The organism is Paraniabella aurantiaca (assembly GCF_050309965.1).
Taxonomy (GTDB): domain Bacteria; phylum Bacteroidota; class Bacteroidia; order Chitinophagales; family Chitinophagaceae; genus Niabella.
This window is the reverse complement of sequence record NZ_JBLOSY010000001.1, coordinates 1,553,846-1,571,331: the sequence shown is the minus strand read 5'-3', so window position 1 is coordinate 1,571,331 and position 17,486 is coordinate 1,553,846. Positions and strand designations below refer to the sequence as shown.

The following is a 17,486-nucleotide window of genomic DNA, read 5'->3' as shown; positions in this document are numbered from 1 at the left end:
GCAGACACTAACCTGTTTAGCCGGAACAATCTATTTCACAAGGCCGTCAATTTTTTGGGCCAGTTTATGGTCTTTTTCAGTTACCACATCTCCTGCATCATGCGTGCTCAGCCAAACCTCTACGGTATTATATACATTCTTCCACTCGGGATGATGATCCATTTTTTCTGCCGCAAGCGCTACCCGGGTCATAAAGGCAAAAGCCTCGCTAAAGTTTTTAAACTCGAATTTCCGGTACAGCTTACTTTGTTCTTCCTGCCACATAGTGTTGATTTTTAGAAGATGAGGTATTCTTTGTTTTTAATTTTTTCATTAGTAAGCTCGGTTACTAATTGTACTCCCGGAATGTTTCGCAACATCGCCTTGATCTGGCCGAGGTATTCTTCTGTAACCGTATCATTTTTCATCAGCCACAAAAAATCAAGGTTTTTAAACTCCGGCAAAAGATACTCTCCGTCATACAAATTATTATACAGGTAGTGGCAGAGCGCACTGTTTGGCTCATGATATTCATATACACTGAAAAAATAGTGCCTCTTTTTACGTTTAAGATTGATTTCAATATCATGGTTGATCCTGAAACTCAATCCCAGCAAATTATTAAGGTTCCAGCAAAAACGGTAATCTTTAACCGTTGTTACGATACCCAGTAATTTGGTATCGTCAAAAAAGCTATCAATAATTTCCTGGGTATCCAGTTCTAATTTAAGAACGGCCATTATTTTTCCTTTACTGTTCGCAAATGGGTATGTTTGGGGGTAAAGGTAGATAAAAGATAATAGGGTGAATATTTAAAATTGCCATAAATCTCCGCATTTCGTAAACATATTTAGGGTATTGGCGGTTAAATTTGCGGTTTTACATATTGAAAAATTCAATGTTACATATTGCATTAGCAGGAAATCCCAATAGTGGAAAGACCTCTTTGTTTAATACGCTTACCGGATTAAACCAAAAAGTTGGGAACTTTCCCGGGGTTACTGTTGATAAAAAAACGGGCTCCACCTCATTAAGCCACGGTACTGCCGAGGTAATTGACCTGCCGGGCACCTATAGCCTATACCCCCGCAGGCTTGATGAGGAAGTAGCTTACAAAGTTTTACTAAACCAGGATGTGCATGTTGTGGCCGATGTAATTGTAGCCGTAGCCGATGCCAGCAGCCTGAAGCGAAACCTCCTTTTTTGCACACAAATTATAGATCTGAAGCGGCCTGTAGTAGTAGCCCTTACGATGATGGATATTGCACGTAAGAAAGGTATACAGATTGACGTTCATGAAATGGAGCGGGAACTGGGCGTTCCGGTTGTAGCCGTGAACCCCAGAAAGAACAAGGGTATAGCAGAACTCAAAAAAGCGATTGAACTGGTGTCTGGTAAATTGTATAAACCCGCTGCCCGGAATTTTATTGATGTAACGGCCCTGGCGCCGGGGGCTATTAAACAGGCCCAGCAGGCAGTTCCTCATGTAGGAGATTATGAAGCCGTTCACTACTTAATTAATCATGAAACTTTTGCCCTGCCAGATGATGTGCAGGAGAAGATAGAACAAGCCGAGGTTGACAACCAGTTTAATCCTGCCCGCACCCAGGCCGAAGAAATATTACAACGGTATACACGTATCAACCATATTCTGAGCCAGGCAGTAACTTTTCCCGATCCGCAGAAAAGATCTAAAATAACCGAAAGGCTCGATAATGTTTTCCTGCACCGGTACTGGGGATATGCTATTTTGTTAACCGTATTATTCCTGTTGTTTCAATGTGTTTTCCTGCTGGCATCTTATCCAATGGATTGGATAGATGGCGGAACGGCAGCATTCAGCGGTTGGTTGGGAGATCTACTTCCCGAAAATCATTTTACCGATTTATTGATAAATGGCCTAGTGGCCGGACTGGGGGGTATCGTTATTTTCATCCCACAGATCATGATCCTCTTTGGCCTGATTACCCTTTTGGAAGACACAGGTTATATGGCACGTATCAGCTTTTTAACCGACCGGGTAATGCGTACTGTTGGGCTGAATGGTAAAAGCGTGATGCCCATGATTAGTGGGTTTGCCTGTGCCGTACCGGCTATTATGAGTGCCCGGAATATTGAGAACCGGAAAGAGCGCCTTCTCACTATACTTGTAACACCGCTAATGAGTTGCTCAGCACGCCTGCCGGTTTACATTATTTTAACCGCTATTGTAATACCTAAAACCTACATAGCGGGTTTTATAAGCATACAGGGCTTAGTAATGATGGGGCTCTATTTGATCGGGGTTGTTTTTGCAATGGCGGTATCGTGGGTGGCCAAATGGTTTATAAAGATAAAAGAAAAAAGCTTTTTTATTCTTGAGCTACCGGTTTACCGGGCACCGCGCTGGAAGAATGCCGTACAAACAATGATCGAAAAGGCGAAAATATTTGTGCTGCAGGCAGGTAAAATCATTTTGATTATTAGCCTGGTGCTTTGGTTTTTAAGCTCATTTGGTCCCGGAGCGCGCATGGAACGGGCGCATGCACAATATGAGCAACAATTGGCGCAACCCAATGCGGATACTACGCTGATCGAAGAACAATACAGTACTGCCAAACTGGAGAACTCTTATGCCGGCATTATGGGTAAAGCTATTGAGCCCGCCATCAGGCCATTAGGCTACGACTGGAAGATTGGCATTGCATTGATTACCTCATTTGCTGCCAGAGAAGTATTTGTAGGCACTATGGCCACTTTGTATAGCGTAGAAGATGACGGGGAGGAAAACCTGGCATTGCAGGAAAAAATGCAACGGGCCACGTTCTCCGATGGCACTAAAGTTTTTACTTTAGCTACCGGCGTTTCGCTGATGCTGTTCTATGTTTTTGCCATGCAGTGCATGAGCACACTGGCCATTGTAAAGCGGGAAACAAAAAGCTGGAAATGGCCTATGATACAACTGGGCTACATGACCTTTTTAGCATACGTGGTAAGTTTGGTAGCTTACCAGCTATTAAAATAGATGTTGACTCTTGTTATCCCTCCGGCAATGCTTTCCATCTTTTTACAACAGACCCATTGATAAAAAGCCGGTCTTCCGCTCCGGAGGCATTGTGTTTTTTATAAGACCAGTAGTTACTGCTTTACAAATTCCACCCGCCGGTTATTGGCTTTTCCTTCGGCGGTAGTGTTAGGCCCTGCAGGTTGAGATTCGCCTTTCCCATCTGTTGTCATCCTGCTATCGCTGATCGAAAACTGGGTAGATAAGGCTTTTTTAACCGCCTCTGCACGTTTTTTAGAAAGGCTCAGGTTGGCCGCTTCATCACCATCGCTATCGGTGTGGCCTATAATTTTTACGTTCACTGCTTCGTTCTCGGTTAAAACGCCTGCAATATCTTTTAATACACCATAGCTTGCCGGTTTTATCTTATCGCTGTTTACGTCAAACAAAATACCGGTGGTAACATATTTTCCTTCTGTGATCAGCTTGCTACGGGTATCAGGGGCTCCTACCGCTACTCTTATATTGCTTATATAGTATTGGTCGGCATCTGAGTTAGGGCCATCATTTCTGAAATACAAAGAAGATATACCGATACCGTCTGTGAAGGCCCTTGGAATATCCCATATTTTAGCTTCATCAACATATACTCTTATACGGCCTTTTTGTCTCCAGATGCTTACCCGGACATTGGTGTTCCCGGGAGCTGTTGCAAACGACCGTTGCTCTATCTCATTCTTTATGTTTTCCTGGCCACTGCCACCAGAGTATAGCACCGACATTCCTCTTTGACCCCCTGCACCGGTGGGGTGCAGCGCTACCTCAACTGTTAGCTTGCTCTCCTGTTGCTTGTTGCCATATTTCTGAAAAGTTCTCCAGTTTTTACCTACGTTAGCATCGGTAAACCCAATGACAAAGAAGCCACTATAAAAACTAAATTGGGGGGTGCTGGCCAGGTCAAATTCCAGCGTAAAATTTTCGGGAAGGTTAGATACAAATTCCGGGTAAAACACCGTTTCGGTATTGGTCATCAGGAACTTGTTAGGTAAATTATTCAGCTTTGACAAAGTGCCTGCACCATTGGTATTCCACCGGGCCGGAAAATCACCAAGAGCATCCTGGCTAAAATCTTCAACCGCTATTATTTTACTGCCGGGAACAAAATCAAATTTACTGTAACTTGAAAAGCTTCCTGAACCTTTGCTGTTGTTCTCAGGTGATGCTTCCCCGGATTCATCCCCGTTGTCTTCTGTTTGCGAAGAGGGAGATGTTTTTTTACCAGATGAGCTGTTACCAGAACCTTTTTCCTTCTTTTTAAAAATACTTCCTATCCCTTCTTCTACTTTATCCAGACCCTTGTCTATTCCCTGATCTACTTTTTGGTTAGCCCGATTTTCAGCAGCACGCCTTGCGGCTCTTTTAGGATCGATGATTTGTGCACTTATACTGCCAGCGCAAAACAGCAGAAAAATAATCGCTGTAATTGTTCTTTTCATCAGTTTAATTTTTATTTATAGGATAAAAAATTCAAGGGTTTACGCACACAACATTACTTAGTCTACGGCAACAGTTTAATTTTAAATTACATGTAAAAATAACTCTATTAGAAGGCCAACGCCGCACTATACCTCAAATTAGTGAGGACTGCTAACTGGTGCACAGGCTTCTAAAATGAACCGGGTGCTGCAGTATTAAAGAACATACAGGCTCCTGTAGTACCACCTGCCTAATACTACCGGCAAAACGCTTAAGGGCCTATACAACACATTATATGTTTACTTTTGCTAAAATTAATTTTTGATGATCCGTTTTTATAGTTTTGCTCTTGTCGCTCTCCTGGCCACGGCTTGTAATAATGGTGGTTCAGAACCTGCCGAACCCGGAAAGTCTTTATCCGATAGCTTGCTGCAGCAGGTTTTAGACGGACATGATGTGGCGATGCCCAAAATGATGAAGCTGCAGCGTCTGCAAAAAGATGTTCAGACAGAAATAGATTCATTGAAAAAAACATCAGGCAACACCCAACGCATTGCATTATTAGATAGCACTTTGAAAAATTTAAGCTATGCAGATGTGGCCATGCATGAATGGATGGAGGGTTTCAGGTACGATTCTTTGAAGGACAATGAGCCGGCAAGAGTAGATTATTTAAAAATACAGTTAGCATCGGTAAATGAAATGAAAGAAGTAGTGCTCTCGAGCATAGCAAAGGCAGATTCGGTATTAGCTAAATAGCTTACAAATAGAGGGGCTGACCAAAAAGGTCAGCCCTTTTCTTTGTGAGAAAGGGGCTGAGTTGTAATTTTAGTTACCACACAAAAATTACAATGGCTAAAGTAAAAACTTCTGTAGTATTTAAGCAATATAGTCCTCAACAAAATTTATTGTTACCACCTTCACTGGAAGAGTTAATAGGCAAGGATCACCTTGTAAGGGTGGTTAATGAGGTAGTTGAGTTGATGGATATCAGCGACCTGATCAACTTATACAAAGGTGGCGGCACCAGTAGCTATCACCCCCGGATGTTACTAAAAGTGTTATTATATGCCTATTGTGTAAAGATCTATACTGGCCGCAAGATAGCCAAGGCACTGAGCCAGGACATTCATTTTATGTGGCTTTCAGCTATGAACCGTCCTGATTTTCGTACGATTAATAACTTCCGCAGCAGCAAAGCCAAACAGGTAATAGAAGCATTGTTTAAAGAGCTGTTGGAGTTTTTGGTAGCTCATCAGTATATCAAGCTGGAAAATTATTTTTGCGATGGAACAACATTGCGTGCAGATGCCAATCAGCATAAAATGGTATGGAAGAAAAATGCAGAGCGGTATGGTCTGAAGGCTGTAGAAAAATGCCAGGAGTTGTTTAAGCAAATAGATGAGCTGAACCGGCAGGAAGATAAAGCCTATGGGCAAGCTGATCTGGAAGAACATGGACAAGCTGCTACCGTGAGCCGGGAAGCAATAGCCCAAAAGGCAGCTACACTCAACGATGTCATACGCAATACTGTTGTAAAGAGCAAACGACGCAAGGCCACCACACTGAAAAAGAAGTTAAAAGATGCTGAAGGCAAGATAGAAAAGTATAACAATCAGATTCAAAAAGCCGGCAACCGTAGTGGTTACAATAAAACTGATACCGATGCCACAGCTATGATGATGAAAAATAAGGTAGAAGTACTGCCAGCCTACAATGTACTGGCAGGTAGCGAGGATCAGTTTATTACCGGGGTGAGCGTTCATCAATCGACCAACGATGGAGCCTGCTTTAATGATCACCTGCACGCCATAGCCAGCCAACAACCTTGCCAGCCCGACAGGATTATTGCTGACAGCATCTTTGGTACAGAGCAGAATTATGAACTGCTACAACAAAATGAAATAGCCAGTTATATGAAGTTCCCGCTATATCACAAAGAACAAACCAAAGCTTATCAGCAAAATTCTTTTCTAAAGGACAACTTTATCTATGATATACTCACAAATACTTATAGCTGCCCTAATAAGCAACTACTTATTTTTAAAGGCAAACACCAACAAACGCATAAACGTACCGGTTACAAATCAGAGGTAAAAGTTTATGAATGTAATAATTGCTCCGGCTGTCCTTTTTATCAACAGTGTTGTAAATCGACTAAAGGGGAGAACCGAAAGATAGAGATCAACGAAAAACTGGAAGCCTTTAAGCAGCAGGCAAGGCAAAACCTTCACACAGAACTGGGACAGTCCTTGAAAAAACAAAGAGGCACAGAGATCGAAAGCTGTTTTGGAGATATAAAACACAATATGGACTTCCGTCGCTTCCACCTGCGAGGTCTTCAAAAAGTAAAAACAGAGTTTATATTGGTAGCTATGGCACACAACCTGAGAAAAGTATCAATAAAAAAACTCAATAAAGCAGCCTGATAAACAAAAAAAGTACGTTTATCACTCATAATATCCCCTATTACTGCAGATATTATTGTGAAACCGAAAACTTAAATAAATAAAGTACAGCCCATATAAGTGAACTGTACTTTTTCAAATATTGAGACGTTTGACCTTTTTAGTCAGCCCCTGCTAATAATATTAATACAGTAAATTATTCTCCTTTATTGTATTCATCTATCGCTGTGCTAAGGTTTCCAAAAATATCATCCACGGAACCCTCACCTGGAATTGCTTTAAACTTATCGCTTTCTTTATAGTGCTGTGCTACCGGCTCCGTTTCGTTGGTATAAACCTGGAATCTTTTCCGGATCACTTCTTCGCTGGTATCATCAGAACGGCCGGAAGTTTTACCGCGTTCCAGAAGTCTTCTTACTAACTCTTCTTCATTCACCTGCAAAGCCAATACTAAGTTGATCTGGTTCTTTTTCAGCTCCAGTAATTTATCCAAAGCCTTTGCCTGGGTAATGGTTCTTGGAAAACCATCAAACAAAAAACCATTGGCTCCTGCATTTTTTTCCAGGCAATTATCAATAATGCCAATTACTACTTCGTCTGGAACCAGCTGACCGGCATCCATTATTTTTTTGGCTTCAACACCCAATGGGGTTTTATTTGCTATTTCGCTTCTGAGTAAATCTCCCGTAGAAAGATGAACCAGTTTATATTTTTCAATAAGATTGGCAGCTTGTGTACCCTTGCCGCTACCGGGAGGGCCAAATAAAACTAAATTAAACATTTACGTAAATTGTTTTGATGTAACTCAACAAATATACGTATCAAAACTAATTTAATGCTGTTACCCTGAGTTTTATTGGAAAATGTGAAAATTGCCTTATGACGCAATCCCTGGCAACTTTTTATACGTATTATTTGTTTAAATTACCAGTTATGAAGTATTTTTTACTGATATTAGTAAGTGTTTGCTGCGTATTTCATCAATGCCAGTCTCAAACAAAATCATCCAATCCTAAAGACACAACAAAAATGAATAAAGAAAATAACTCTGTTTACTCTCGTACGGATACGTCGAAGGTGAAAATCAGTAATGAAGAATGGCAAAAAGTATTACCTGAAGATGTTTACTATATTGCCCGTCAAAAGGGAACGGAAAGACCCTGGACCAGTAAGTACGAAAATTTTAAAGAAATAGGTACTTATTATTGCGCCGCCTGCGGAAATCCGCTTTTTAAGAGCGACACGAAATTTGAAAGTGGATGTGGATGGCCCAGCTTTTATGAACCCATCAGCAAAACAAGTATTATTTACAAGGAAGATAAAAGCCACGGCATGGTGCGTACCGAAGTGGAATGCGGACGCTGCGAGGCGCACCTTGGACACGTTTTTGATGACGGCCCTCCCCCCACAGGGTTACGCTATTGCATTAATGGTGTAATACTCGACTTTGAAAAAGCGAAAGAGGCTGAGAAAAAGTATAAAGAAGAAGATAAAAAGTAGATAGTAACACATAAAAAGCAAATGCCCGGAAATTCCGGGCATTTGCTTTTTATAGAGGCTTTCTAAAATTCAATATCGTCTGCCACATTACCGCCTTGCTCTGCCGCAAATTTTTCTGCATATTCTTTTCTCTTCTGTTCCTGGTAGTCCATATAATGCGTCAGCTTCGCAGAGTCGAAATTCTGGTTCTGCGCGGTCATCCAATCCATAGCTACTGCCTGGAAATCGCCCAGGCTAATCCCATAATTATCTACAATCCATTGGGCGCCATCTAACCCATATTCGTAAGCTGCTGTTCTTGCCCCGCAAAGCTCTTCGTAGAAATAACGATCTGTTTTCAATTTCTCCAAATTGCTATTCTCCGAGCCTAACCCAATATTAGGCGCAAGACCTGTAAGTTTAGGATGTTGAGGGGCAGCAGCAAAATATTCCCCATACTTAGCCATAATACCATAGGTTGGATCCTCTTTCATGCGCTCGGGCCACAACACGTTTACCTCGCCCCAAACAGCACTGTCTATGCCAAAAGCTTTCAACAACTCTGCTTCCGTAATTCCCTGCGTCATACCATGCGCTATAGCTGCATAATCATATAAAGAAATACCGTGAATAGGCTCATATAAAGGATTGCCCTCTTCTTTTACCTGGTCGAAGCCCGATGTAACATATCCAGTTAATTCCAGGGAATTGGCCATTTCAAATTTCGCCAGCTGGTCATAGTCGTGGCCGTTCCAGTCCATATACACTTTCCTGTAAGCTTCCCGCTTTAAGTTGTTCTTATCCTGCTGACTTAAAGGTTCATCTTCGCCGTCAAGATATTGCTCGTACAGGTTGTTGGCAACGGTATCAAAGTCCTCCTTACTGTAATGCGTTCCGTGATGTGTCACCGGGTCAAACTGGTATTGCTCTTCATCCTCCGCATCTTCGTCTTCCTCCACTTCTTCATTTAAGTTTTGGTTTACCGGTGTACCGGCACTGTAAGGCGCCGACTCCTTCTTTTTGTTGTCTTCTTCGTTACCTAATAAATTATTCAAAAACTTTTTAAACATAGGACCTTGTTTTATTGATTAAAAATTTATGCGATGGTATTATTAAAGTCGGCCAATAATCTCTGATAAAACTTTTCATTGGAGTGCGCCATGTCCGGAACAATACTGTTCCATTCATCAAACATAGTACGCAGGTAATGGCGATATAGTTCAGGACGAGGGTTGATATTGTACTCATCCAACAAGTAGGCCGTTCGCTCTTCTGCCAAACTCCGGGCCAGGTGCGGCAGGCTTTGTGTAAGCGAGCTGGGTTGAAAAGTGTTTTGGGTACTGCAGGCGGAACATTGCAGGTAAGTGGGTGTGAAATATATTTTTTCGATCTTGATTCCGGCGCCACATTGCTGGCACTTAAACTTACCTTTCACCTGTTCGTGCTCTTCCAAAATGCGCCTGTAAGCCGCTTCATTGTCCGGTTTAACGGCTTCATCTAACTGTTTTCGCCATTTATCACGCATTGCCTCAAACTGGTTTTGTCGTTCGTTACAGGCTTCCCTGAAATCGTAAGCCATAGCGCCGGGCAATTTTGCATCATACAGCTGGGTTAATAGCTGCTTATAAAAAGGGTATACCTGCTGCTCATACACGTCTCTTATTTTTCCTTCCATCTGAGACAACTGGCCCACAATACCTGTTTGCACCTGGTGCAGGTCGCGATCAAAAAGATCTCCTGATTGCTCGCGCATCGCCTTTAGCTCTGTTACACTGGCGGAGCATAACTCTTCCATCCGGTCTTCCAGTTTTTGCAGAAAGGAGAACCAGCGCTCTTTCATTTGAGTCGTTTGCTCTGCCCACTCACCTGGTATAATATTTTCTCTTTCTTCGTTTTTCTTTCCAAAAAAATTCAACATACGATCACCTGTTACTTTATGTTAGCTGTCTGTCAGTCTTACAAATGCTCCCTCGAATTATCTTCCTTTTTAATGTTAAGCCCATCGGTCAGCTTCACCTGCATAAAGGCATGGCCGCAATAGGCGCAATGCGTTACCCCGTCTTCTTTAGCCCTGCCGGCGCCGCAGTTAGGACAGGTATTCGCACCCATATTGGCGTCCTGCGCTTTTATTTCGCCTCCATATTTCTCCTGGGCCTGTGCTTTTGCCTTTAGTTTTTCTAAAAAAGAAAGTCCTTTTTTTTCTTCCACTATAACTGGCTTATTAGTTCGGCTTTCTTGCTCTTGTACTCCTGCTCATCAATCAGCCCGTTGTCAAATAATGTTTTTAACTTTTGTAGTTTGACAGTAAGATCATCTGCCGGTGGCGCCGGGTTAGGTTGATGATTGTTGGCTTGTTGCATCTGGTTCATCATCGCGCCCATGGCCAGCGCGGTTTGCGTTGCATCGTTTAAGGCGGTTCCCTGCTGACCGATAGCATTGGCCGTATTGAAACGCGTAAACTTATCCATATCCGTTACCATATTCATATTGGTAACCTTGTCGTAAAAAGCAGTTACTTCGTCAGGAAGGGTAACAGAGGTCACCATAAATTGTGTCAGCTCCAAACCGAATTGTTCGAAATAAGGCCTTAACAGCGGCTCGATCTTTTTACTGAGCTCCGATATATTTCCCGCAACATCTGTAATGGTAATATTTTCATTGGACAACACTTCGCCAAACTTAGGCGCGATATAGTCTCTTAGCTCGTGCTGTAATTCAAAAATGGTAAACTGTTTAAAGGAGCCCGCGTATTTGCGAAAGAAGGTTGCCACATCATTAATGCGTATATCAAAGCTTCCGAAAGCTCTCACCCGCACCTGGCCAAACTTTGGATCGCTCATTAAAATAGGCGCAGGCGTTCCCCATTTATTATTCACAAAATGCCTGGTATTGAAAAAATAGATATCTGCCTTAAACGGACTTTCAAATCCGTATTTCCATCCCTTTAACCTGGAGAGTACCGGGATATTTTCTGTACTGAGTTTATGACGCCCGGCTGTAAACACATCTGCCAACTGGCCTTCGTTCAGGAACATGGCTGCCTGGCTTTCCCTAACGGTAAGCTGCGCTCCGTTTTTTATTTCCTTATCAGCATCGGCAAATTTCCACGTCAGTAAATTCGGATCCGGTGTAATTTCTTCTATGATCTCTATAAATGGTAAACCCATCGCTTTATTTTTTACAAGAATAAACCTGCGATGCATTCATGTTCACAGGTTTGGTTTTTAAATGATATCAGGGATGAAAATACAATCTTTTGGTAACGGATACAGCTATTTCACTTTTGTTGACAAAAATTTTACATCTTCTGTAATATTTTTTCCGCATTATTAATAATTGTTGTTTTTACATTTTTTCTTGCTAACTTTCCTTCGCTTAAATAATTGAATAAAACAGATTGCTCATGTCATCCAGAAGAAAGTTTCTTACCAATAGCTCTATGCTGGCCCTTGGTGGGTTTGCGCTACAGTCGTTCAATACACAAAACTTCTCCGGCATTATTACCAGTGCCGCTGATCAGATCAATATTGGTGTGATTGGGATCAAAGGAATGGGCTGGTCCAATACCATGTCCATACTAAAAATCGCAGGGGTTAACCTGGTAGCACTTTGCGACGTAGATCAATCGGTATTGGACGATCGCCTGAAAGAACTGAAGGGAAAGAATATTGACACCGGTAAAATCAAAACCTATAAAGATTACCGCGGCTTGCTGGATAATAAAGATGTGGATGCCGTTATTATTGGTACACCCGATCATTGGCATGCGCTGATCATGATAGATGCCGTACGCGCCGGAAAAGATGTGTATGTAGAAAAGCCGGTGGGTAATTCTATAGAAGAATGTCGCGCCATGGTGGCCGCCCAGGAAAAATACAATAAAGTGGTGCAGGCCGGGCAATGGCAACGGAGCCAGCAGCATTTTAGAGATGCGATTGCTTTGGTGCACAGCGGCCAATTGGGTAATATAAGAACCGTAAAAGTAAATTGCTACCAGGGTTGGATGAAACCCGCACCGGTAGTGGCCGACAGCGCGCCGCCTCCTGGTGTGGATTATAAAATGTGGCTGGGCCCTGCTAAAACAAGGCCTTTTAACGGCAGCCGTTTTCATTTCAATTTCCGTTGGTTCTGGGATTATGCCGGTGGCTTAATGACGGATTGGGGCGTGCACCTGATGGACTATGCTATTTTTGGAATGAACGCACCGGTGCCTAAAACAGTTTCTGCTTTAGGTGGCAGGTTTGCTTATCCTGATTTGTACCAGGAAACACCGGACACATTGACCGCACTGTATGAATTTGATGGCTTTAATATTGTTTGGGACCATGCCATGGGTATTGATAATGGCAACTATGGTAAAGATCACAGCATTGCCTTTATTGGTAATAACGGAACGCTGGAGCTGGACCGCGGCGGCTGGCAGGTAATAGAGGAAAAGCGGAGTGAAAAGAAAGTTTCCGTTCCGCGTAAAAGCCCCACCGATAACGGGTTGGATAAACACATGGAGAACTTTGTACAGGTAATCCGCTCCCGTAAAATGGCTGACCTTAATTGCTCCATACAAACAGGGGCCCATATTGCCACGGTTTGCCAAATGGGTAATATAGCTTTCCGCAGCCAGGAAAAAGTAACCTGGGATAAAGCAGGAGCTAAGTTTACTAACAGCCAACTCAATAAACAGTATATGATGGCACCTTACCATAATGGGTATAAGCTGCCGAAGTTGTAGGTTTGTATAACTCAGATATTAAACAACGCCGCCTTCAATAGTATTGGAGGCGGTTTTTCATTTCGGGCCACGCCTCTTAGCTCGTCATTTCGATGAGCGCCTGAAAAGGCGCGAAGATAAATCTCTAGGAAAGGCCATCTTTAAAATAACCTATCTCCACGCTTTTCGCCTGTCGGCCGACAAGCAGGCTTGATTACAACCTATCTCTCATTTAGTTTATATTGTAGTGAATTAACTAATTTGTTGTTTATTTTCAACAAAATGATTAAATTTGTTGATATTATACAACATTATGCAGTCAAAAAAACAAGTATTACTTCCCCGCTTTCAGAAAATACTAGAGACAATGGGAGAGAATGTCAGGTTGGCCCGCAAGCGTCGTAAACTGACCACTATGCAGGTTTCGGAACGGGCTGGTATTGATCGCACTACCTTGTATTATATAGAAAAAGGTAATGCCAGTGTCTCCATAGGGGCTTATTTCAACGTATTGAGAGTATTGGGTTTGCAGGATGATTTTTTAAAGCTGGCGGCAGATGATAAGTTGGGCAGGAAATTGCAGGATTTAAAATTAATCGCTAAAAGTAATGACTAGCACGATAGATATATGGGTTTATGCAGACTGGAAGGGTATGGATGCACCTAAGAATATAGGTGTGCTATCGGCCCAGCAGGCTAAGGGAAGAAAAGCATTTAGTTTTTCTTACAACGATGAATGGATTGCATCACAGGAGCAACTATTACTCGATCCTGATATTGCATGGTTTAGCGGCCAACAGTATCCAAACGGCAAAGAAAATTTTGGCGTGTTTTTAGATTCCATGCCGGATACCTGGGGCAGGACTCTAATGAAACGACGAGCCGCACTTAATGCAGCACTTAACGGTAAGCCAACCCCAACTTTGTATGATATTGACTACTTATTGGGCGTTCATGATTTGAGCAGAATGGGCGCTTTGCGATTTAAAACGCAGCCGGATGGGGACTTTATGGATAATGACCCCATTTCGCCAACACCTCCCTGGGCCAATATACGCGAGCTGCAATACGGAGCTGCTTTAATTGAGTCGAATAAAGATACTGCAGAAGTTCGTAAATGGTTGACGATGCTTATGGCTCCGGGATCATCCTTAGGAGGAGCAAGGCCCAAAGCCAATATCGTTGATGAAAAGGGAGACCTTTGGATTGCCAAATTCCCTTCGGAAAATGATACTATTGATAAGGGTTGCTGGGAGTACCTGGCATATCGTTTGGCTATTAAAGCTGGTATAGAAATGGCTGATTGCCGTTTAGAGAGAGTTGCCGGCAAGCACCATACATTCTTCACTAAACGTTTTGATAGAGATAAGCATGAACGTATCCATTTTGCATCTGCAATGACGATGACGGGCAAAAATGAAGCGCTTATAAAAGATGCCCATCCATCTTACCTGGACATTGCTGAGTTTATCCAATTCTCTGGCGCGGCCGTTGACCAGGATTTGCATCAGTTATGGCGTAGAATCATTTTTAATATACTCATTTCTAATACAGATGATCACCTGCGCAATCATGGGTTTATTTTAACTGACAAAGGCTGGCGGTTATCTCCCGCTTTTGACATCAACCCATCTGTTGATAAAGACGGACTGGCATTGAATATCGATATGGACAATAACACGCTTGATTGGGATCTCGCACGAGGTGTTGGTAAATATTTTCGATTATCAGATAAGGAAATGAATGTGATATTTGATGAAGTAACTTCGTCCGTTAGTGGCTGGCAAAAAATAGCGAAGGAGATAGGCATTTCGCGTAGTGAACAGCTTTTAATGAGCGGAGCTTTTAGGATTTGATCATTTACCGATTGTGTTGAAGCAGGAGAAAAGAAGAAATTGCTTAAAGAATTGGCAGTGATTGCTGAAAAGGGAAAGCGGACGGGGAAAAGCAAATAAATATTTACAACATCAACATATAACCAATATGAAAAAAATAGAACTCAAGCTATCCCTATTGATCGTTTTGGCTTTTTTTGCAACCGTCGGCAATGCGCAGGTTCGTTATCCGCAAGGCGGATTGTTAAGCTACCTGGCTTATAAAACGGCAGAAAAAGAAATGCCCGAACATGGCTTTTTGCCGGGTAAGAAATTTCCTACTTATGATTTGATAGGCAAGTATAATTTTTCGGGAAAAAAGGTTAAAGTGATTCTTTACGACGATAGGGATGCGCTGCATTTGAAGAAAATTAACTGCTCGAATGAAGAGCTAACGAATCAAACGGAATTTAAGAAGGATGAAGGTATAGCCAAAGTCTGGCTCTATGTAAATAAACTGTTCGGTAACGCCAATATAGTTATCGACTCATCAGCAAGTGACAGCATGGAAATTAGATTGCAAGCGCTCGACTGCCGGGAAATTGGGTTTGGAAAAGTTTCGGTACATGGTTTGTGCCAGGTCGCGGTAACGCGTAACGGTTCAACTTCGACTTATTGTACAGATCTTGCAGACGGCGATAAAACTTCTCCTTTGGGTAAATCGAGTTTCGTCACAAGAAAAACAGCCATGCGGTTTATGGTGTCTGCTGCCATAAGGGATACTATTGAGGAAATATTGATTGGAATGAAATGAGTGAGATGTTTACGCTTAACAAATGAATAATATAACAACACCAAAGGGATGGCTTATCCAGGGATAAAAGTTTGCGGGAGCCGTTTACATAGCAATCAAAATTGATTTACTATAACTTATGAACTTAGACCGATATTCATTTGAGACCAATGAAAGTTTTCTTGATTTTGAATTTGAAAGCGATGGTCCAAAAGGCAAGATCAAGAAGGTGGTGCGCTTTAGCCCGCAAAATGCTAATGGTATTACTTTCTTCAACCTCGGCTTCGGAGATGTAAATCCGGAAACCGGTAATGTTGATGATTTGTCCAAATCTAATAATGGGGACAGAGATAAAATACTGGCAACTATAGCGCATATCGTGCTCAACTTTACCGAGCACTTTTCAGACGTAATGGTTTACGCTCAAGGTAGTACTACTTCCCGCACAAGACTTTACCAAATTGGAATAGCTAATAATTTTGAAGAAATAGAGCCGATTTTAAAAATCTATGGTTTTTTTGATAATACCTGGCATGCTTTTAAAAAAGGAGTAAATTATGAGGCTTTTTTGGTTGTTCGTAAATAGTGATATCTTTGTATTATGAAAAATAACGAAAATAAGAAGGTGGGAAAACAACCTAGTCCTGTTCGAGATTATGGTAATGATCCTTATTTCGTAAAAAAGGCCAACAAGTCTAAAGCGTTTTTGGAGAAGCATGGTTTCCCCAGCGATTTAATGAAAGCAAGGAGTAATTCTCATTTACCGCAATGATAAGTTGCATTAAAATATTACACAGTTAAAGAGCCATCTTCTCATAGAGATGGCTTTTTTGTTCGAAGAAGTTAATCAGCAAGAATACAGTTGAGAACAATACCCCGATAAGTTAAAACCTCGAATGGAATTACAACTACTTCAACCCAAACTAATAAAGCCGTTTGAAAAGCAGGTGAAAGCGTCTGTTAGCAAATGTTGGGAGGAAATAGGATTTGTTATAGGAGATTTAAACCACTACATGCTGTGCAGTGCAGTAGCTTCTTCGCAAATAGAAGGCGGCACGCTGGATCTGAATAGCTTCTTTGTAAGCAAAGCCAATAATAAAAACAGCAAAGAGGTAAAAGAAATTGAAGATTTATTAAAGGCCTACCAGTATGCCAAAAGATATAGCTTAACGCAAAAAGGATTATTGAAATGCCATGAGCTACTAGCCGCAACATTTAGCAACCTGAGCAAAGGTCAAAAGGGGAAGTATCGTAAAACCCAGGTGGGTTTAAGAGGCTGGCAGGGGCTGGTGTATTTAGCTATAGAACCCGAGAACGTGCCTGCTGAAATGAATAAATTATTTTCAGATATTGAAATACTCCTGGGGGAAAATTTAACCCTGAAGCAAACCCTCTCCTATGCGGCTTATATACATTTTGCATTTGCAAAAATACATCCGTTTGTAGATGGCAATGGCCGGGCGGCCCGCCTGCTGGAGAAATGGTTTTTAGCCGAGTGCCTGGGCACATCCGTTTGGGGCCTACCTACCGAAAAATATTATTACGATAACCGAAAGGCCTATTATAACGGCTTAAACATTGGCCGTGATTATTACGAAACGCTGGAGCAATCAGATAAAATTTTGCCTTTCTTAACCTTGCTGCCTAAGGCGGTATGTTATAAACCGGCGGATTAGGAATTATTTTGCCAACCGCAATCCTTATATGTTTGCAGTAGTTTGTGTATTAAAAAATCGAAATGGGAGAAAAGAAGAAATTGCTTAAAGAATTGGAGAGAAGGGGAAGAGGACCGGGAAATATAAATAACATCATTACCATTTTTGAGTGATGATTTTTAATCGGAACA

Annotated in this window: 19 protein-coding genes; 11 read left to right on the top strand and 8 right to left on the bottom strand. The window is 41.9% G+C overall.

Translation table 11 applies throughout. The features are described from left to right. Positions 1 to 30 precede the first annotated feature (30 nt). Together ACLOAU_RS06685 and ACLOAU_RS06680 are read right to left on the bottom strand one after the other, a co-directional pair. On the bottom strand, positions 31 to 264 hold the full coding sequence (locus ACLOAU_RS06685) for a 4a-hydroxytetrahydrobiopterin dehydratase (RefSeq protein ID WP_427861083.1): 234 nt from the start codon (positions 262 to 264) through the stop codon (positions 31 to 33). Between the two features lie 11 nt (positions 265 to 275). Further along, positions 276 to 719 (bottom strand): IPExxxVDY family protein, encoded by a 444-nt coding sequence (locus ACLOAU_RS06680; protein ID WP_427861082.1) that lies wholly within the window; start codon positions 717 to 719, stop codon positions 276 to 278. A 158-nt stretch (positions 720 to 877) separates the two neighbouring features. Between ACLOAU_RS06680 and feoB the strand changes: the two genes are divergently transcribed. Then, positions 878 to 2,983, top strand: a complete 2,106-nt coding sequence (feoB, locus tag ACLOAU_RS06675) for a ferrous iron transport protein B (protein WP_427861081.1) — start codon at positions 878 to 880, stop codon at positions 2,981 to 2,983. A 113-nt stretch (positions 2,984 to 3,096) separates the two neighbouring features. Here the strand turns inward: feoB and ACLOAU_RS06670 are convergent, their stop codons facing one another. Further along, on the bottom strand, positions 3,097 to 4,458 hold the full coding sequence (locus ACLOAU_RS06670) for an OmpA family protein (RefSeq protein ID WP_427861080.1): 1,362 nt from the start codon (positions 4,456 to 4,458) through the stop codon (positions 3,097 to 3,099). A gap of 304 nt (positions 4,459 to 4,762) precedes the next feature. Between ACLOAU_RS06670 and ACLOAU_RS06665 the strand changes: the two genes are divergently transcribed. Together ACLOAU_RS06665 and ACLOAU_RS06660 are read left to right on the top strand one after the other, a co-directional pair. Further along, positions 4,763 to 5,197 carry a viral A-type inclusion protein gene (locus ACLOAU_RS06665; protein WP_427861079.1) on the top strand — a complete coding sequence of 145 codons (435 nt, stop codon included), beginning with the start codon at positions 4,763 to 4,765 and terminating at the stop codon, positions 5,195 to 5,197. 92 nt (positions 5,198 to 5,289) lie between these two features. Continuing rightward, a complete protein-coding gene (locus tag ACLOAU_RS06660; RefSeq protein WP_427859941.1) occupies positions 5,290 to 6,867 on the top strand; it encodes an IS1182 family transposase in 1,578 nt (525 codons plus the stop codon). 175 nt (positions 6,868 to 7,042) lie between these two features. On the opposite strand, the gene ACLOAU_RS06655 is transcribed toward ACLOAU_RS06660, so the two are convergent. Beyond that, a complete protein-coding gene (locus ACLOAU_RS06655) occupies positions 7,043 to 7,627 on the bottom strand; it encodes an adenylate kinase (RefSeq protein ID WP_427861078.1) in 585 nt (194 codons plus the stop codon). A 152-nt stretch (positions 7,628 to 7,779) separates the two neighbouring features. On the opposite strand from ACLOAU_RS06655, the gene msrB reads away from it, so the two are divergent. Further along, positions 7,780 to 8,346, top strand: a complete 567-nt coding sequence (gene msrB / locus ACLOAU_RS06650) for a peptide-methionine (R)-S-oxide reductase MsrB (protein ID WP_427861077.1) — start codon at positions 7,780 to 7,782, stop codon at positions 8,344 to 8,346. Positions 8,347 to 8,408: 62 nt separating this feature from the next. Here msrB and ACLOAU_RS06645 read toward each other — a convergent pair whose 3' ends face one another. Genes ACLOAU_RS06645 through ACLOAU_RS06630 form a run of 4 tightly spaced genes read right to left on the bottom strand, consistent with a single transcriptional unit; the run spans position 8,409 to position 11,492 of the window. Beyond that, a complete protein-coding gene (locus ACLOAU_RS06645; RefSeq protein ID WP_427861076.1) occupies positions 8,409 to 9,395 on the bottom strand; it encodes a DUF6620 family protein in 987 nt (328 codons plus the stop codon). 26 nt (positions 9,396 to 9,421) lie between these two features. Next, a complete protein-coding gene (locus ACLOAU_RS06640; RefSeq protein WP_427861075.1) occupies positions 9,422 to 10,243 on the bottom strand; it encodes a hypothetical protein in 822 nt (273 codons plus the stop codon). Between the two features lie 38 nt (positions 10,244 to 10,281). Then, complete coding sequence (locus tag ACLOAU_RS06635) at positions 10,282 to 10,533, bottom strand: hypothetical protein (protein ID WP_427861074.1); 252 nt, start codon at positions 10,531 to 10,533, stop codon at positions 10,282 to 10,284. Continuing rightward, positions 10,533 to 11,492 (bottom strand): SPFH domain-containing protein, encoded by a 960-nt coding sequence (locus tag ACLOAU_RS06630; protein WP_427861073.1) that lies wholly within the window; start codon positions 11,490 to 11,492, stop codon positions 10,533 to 10,535. The genes ACLOAU_RS06635 and ACLOAU_RS06630 overlap by 1 nt, the downstream gene beginning before the upstream one ends. 236 nt (positions 11,493 to 11,728) lie before the next feature. Between ACLOAU_RS06630 and ACLOAU_RS06625 the strand changes: the two genes are divergently transcribed. The 7 genes from ACLOAU_RS06625 (at position 11,729) to ACLOAU_RS06595 (ending at position 17,316) form a co-directional block, all read left to right on the top strand. Further along, on the top strand, positions 11,729 to 13,054 hold the full coding sequence (locus tag ACLOAU_RS06625) for a Gfo/Idh/MocA family protein (protein ID WP_427861072.1): 1,326 nt from the start codon (positions 11,729 to 11,731) through the stop codon (positions 13,052 to 13,054). A 292-nt stretch (positions 13,055 to 13,346) separates the two neighbouring features. Further along, positions 13,347 to 13,649, top strand: coding sequence for a helix-turn-helix domain-containing protein (locus ACLOAU_RS06620; RefSeq protein ID WP_427861071.1), 303 nt, complete (start codon positions 13,347 to 13,349; stop codon positions 13,647 to 13,649). After that, positions 13,642 to 14,889: a type II toxin-antitoxin system HipA family toxin gene (locus ACLOAU_RS06615; RefSeq protein WP_427861070.1), complete on the top strand. Its 1,248-nt coding sequence runs from the start codon at positions 13,642 to 13,644 to the stop codon at positions 14,887 to 14,889. The genes ACLOAU_RS06620 and ACLOAU_RS06615 overlap by 8 nt, the downstream gene beginning before the upstream one ends. 127 nt (positions 14,890 to 15,016) lie before the next feature. Beyond that, positions 15,017 to 15,661 carry a hypothetical protein gene (locus ACLOAU_RS06610; protein ID WP_427861069.1) on the top strand — a complete coding sequence of 215 codons (645 nt, stop codon included), beginning with the start codon at positions 15,017 to 15,019 and terminating at the stop codon, positions 15,659 to 15,661. Between the two features lie 118 nt (positions 15,662 to 15,779). Further along, complete coding sequence (locus ACLOAU_RS06605; RefSeq protein WP_427861068.1) at positions 15,780 to 16,226, top strand: DUF6934 family protein; 447 nt, start codon at positions 15,780 to 15,782, stop codon at positions 16,224 to 16,226. Positions 16,227 to 16,241: 15 nt separating this feature from the next. Continuing rightward, the gene (locus ACLOAU_RS06600) at positions 16,242 to 16,412 is read left to right on the top strand and encodes a hypothetical protein (protein ID WP_427861067.1); all 171 of its coding nucleotides are present in this window, start codon (positions 16,242 to 16,244) and stop codon (positions 16,410 to 16,412) included. A gap of 124 nt (positions 16,413 to 16,536) precedes the next feature. Continuing rightward, positions 16,537 to 17,316: a Fic family protein gene (locus ACLOAU_RS06595; RefSeq protein ID WP_427861066.1), complete on the top strand. Its 780-nt coding sequence runs from the start codon at positions 16,537 to 16,539 to the stop codon at positions 17,314 to 17,316. The last annotated feature ends 170 nt before the right edge of the window (positions 17,317 to 17,486 follow it).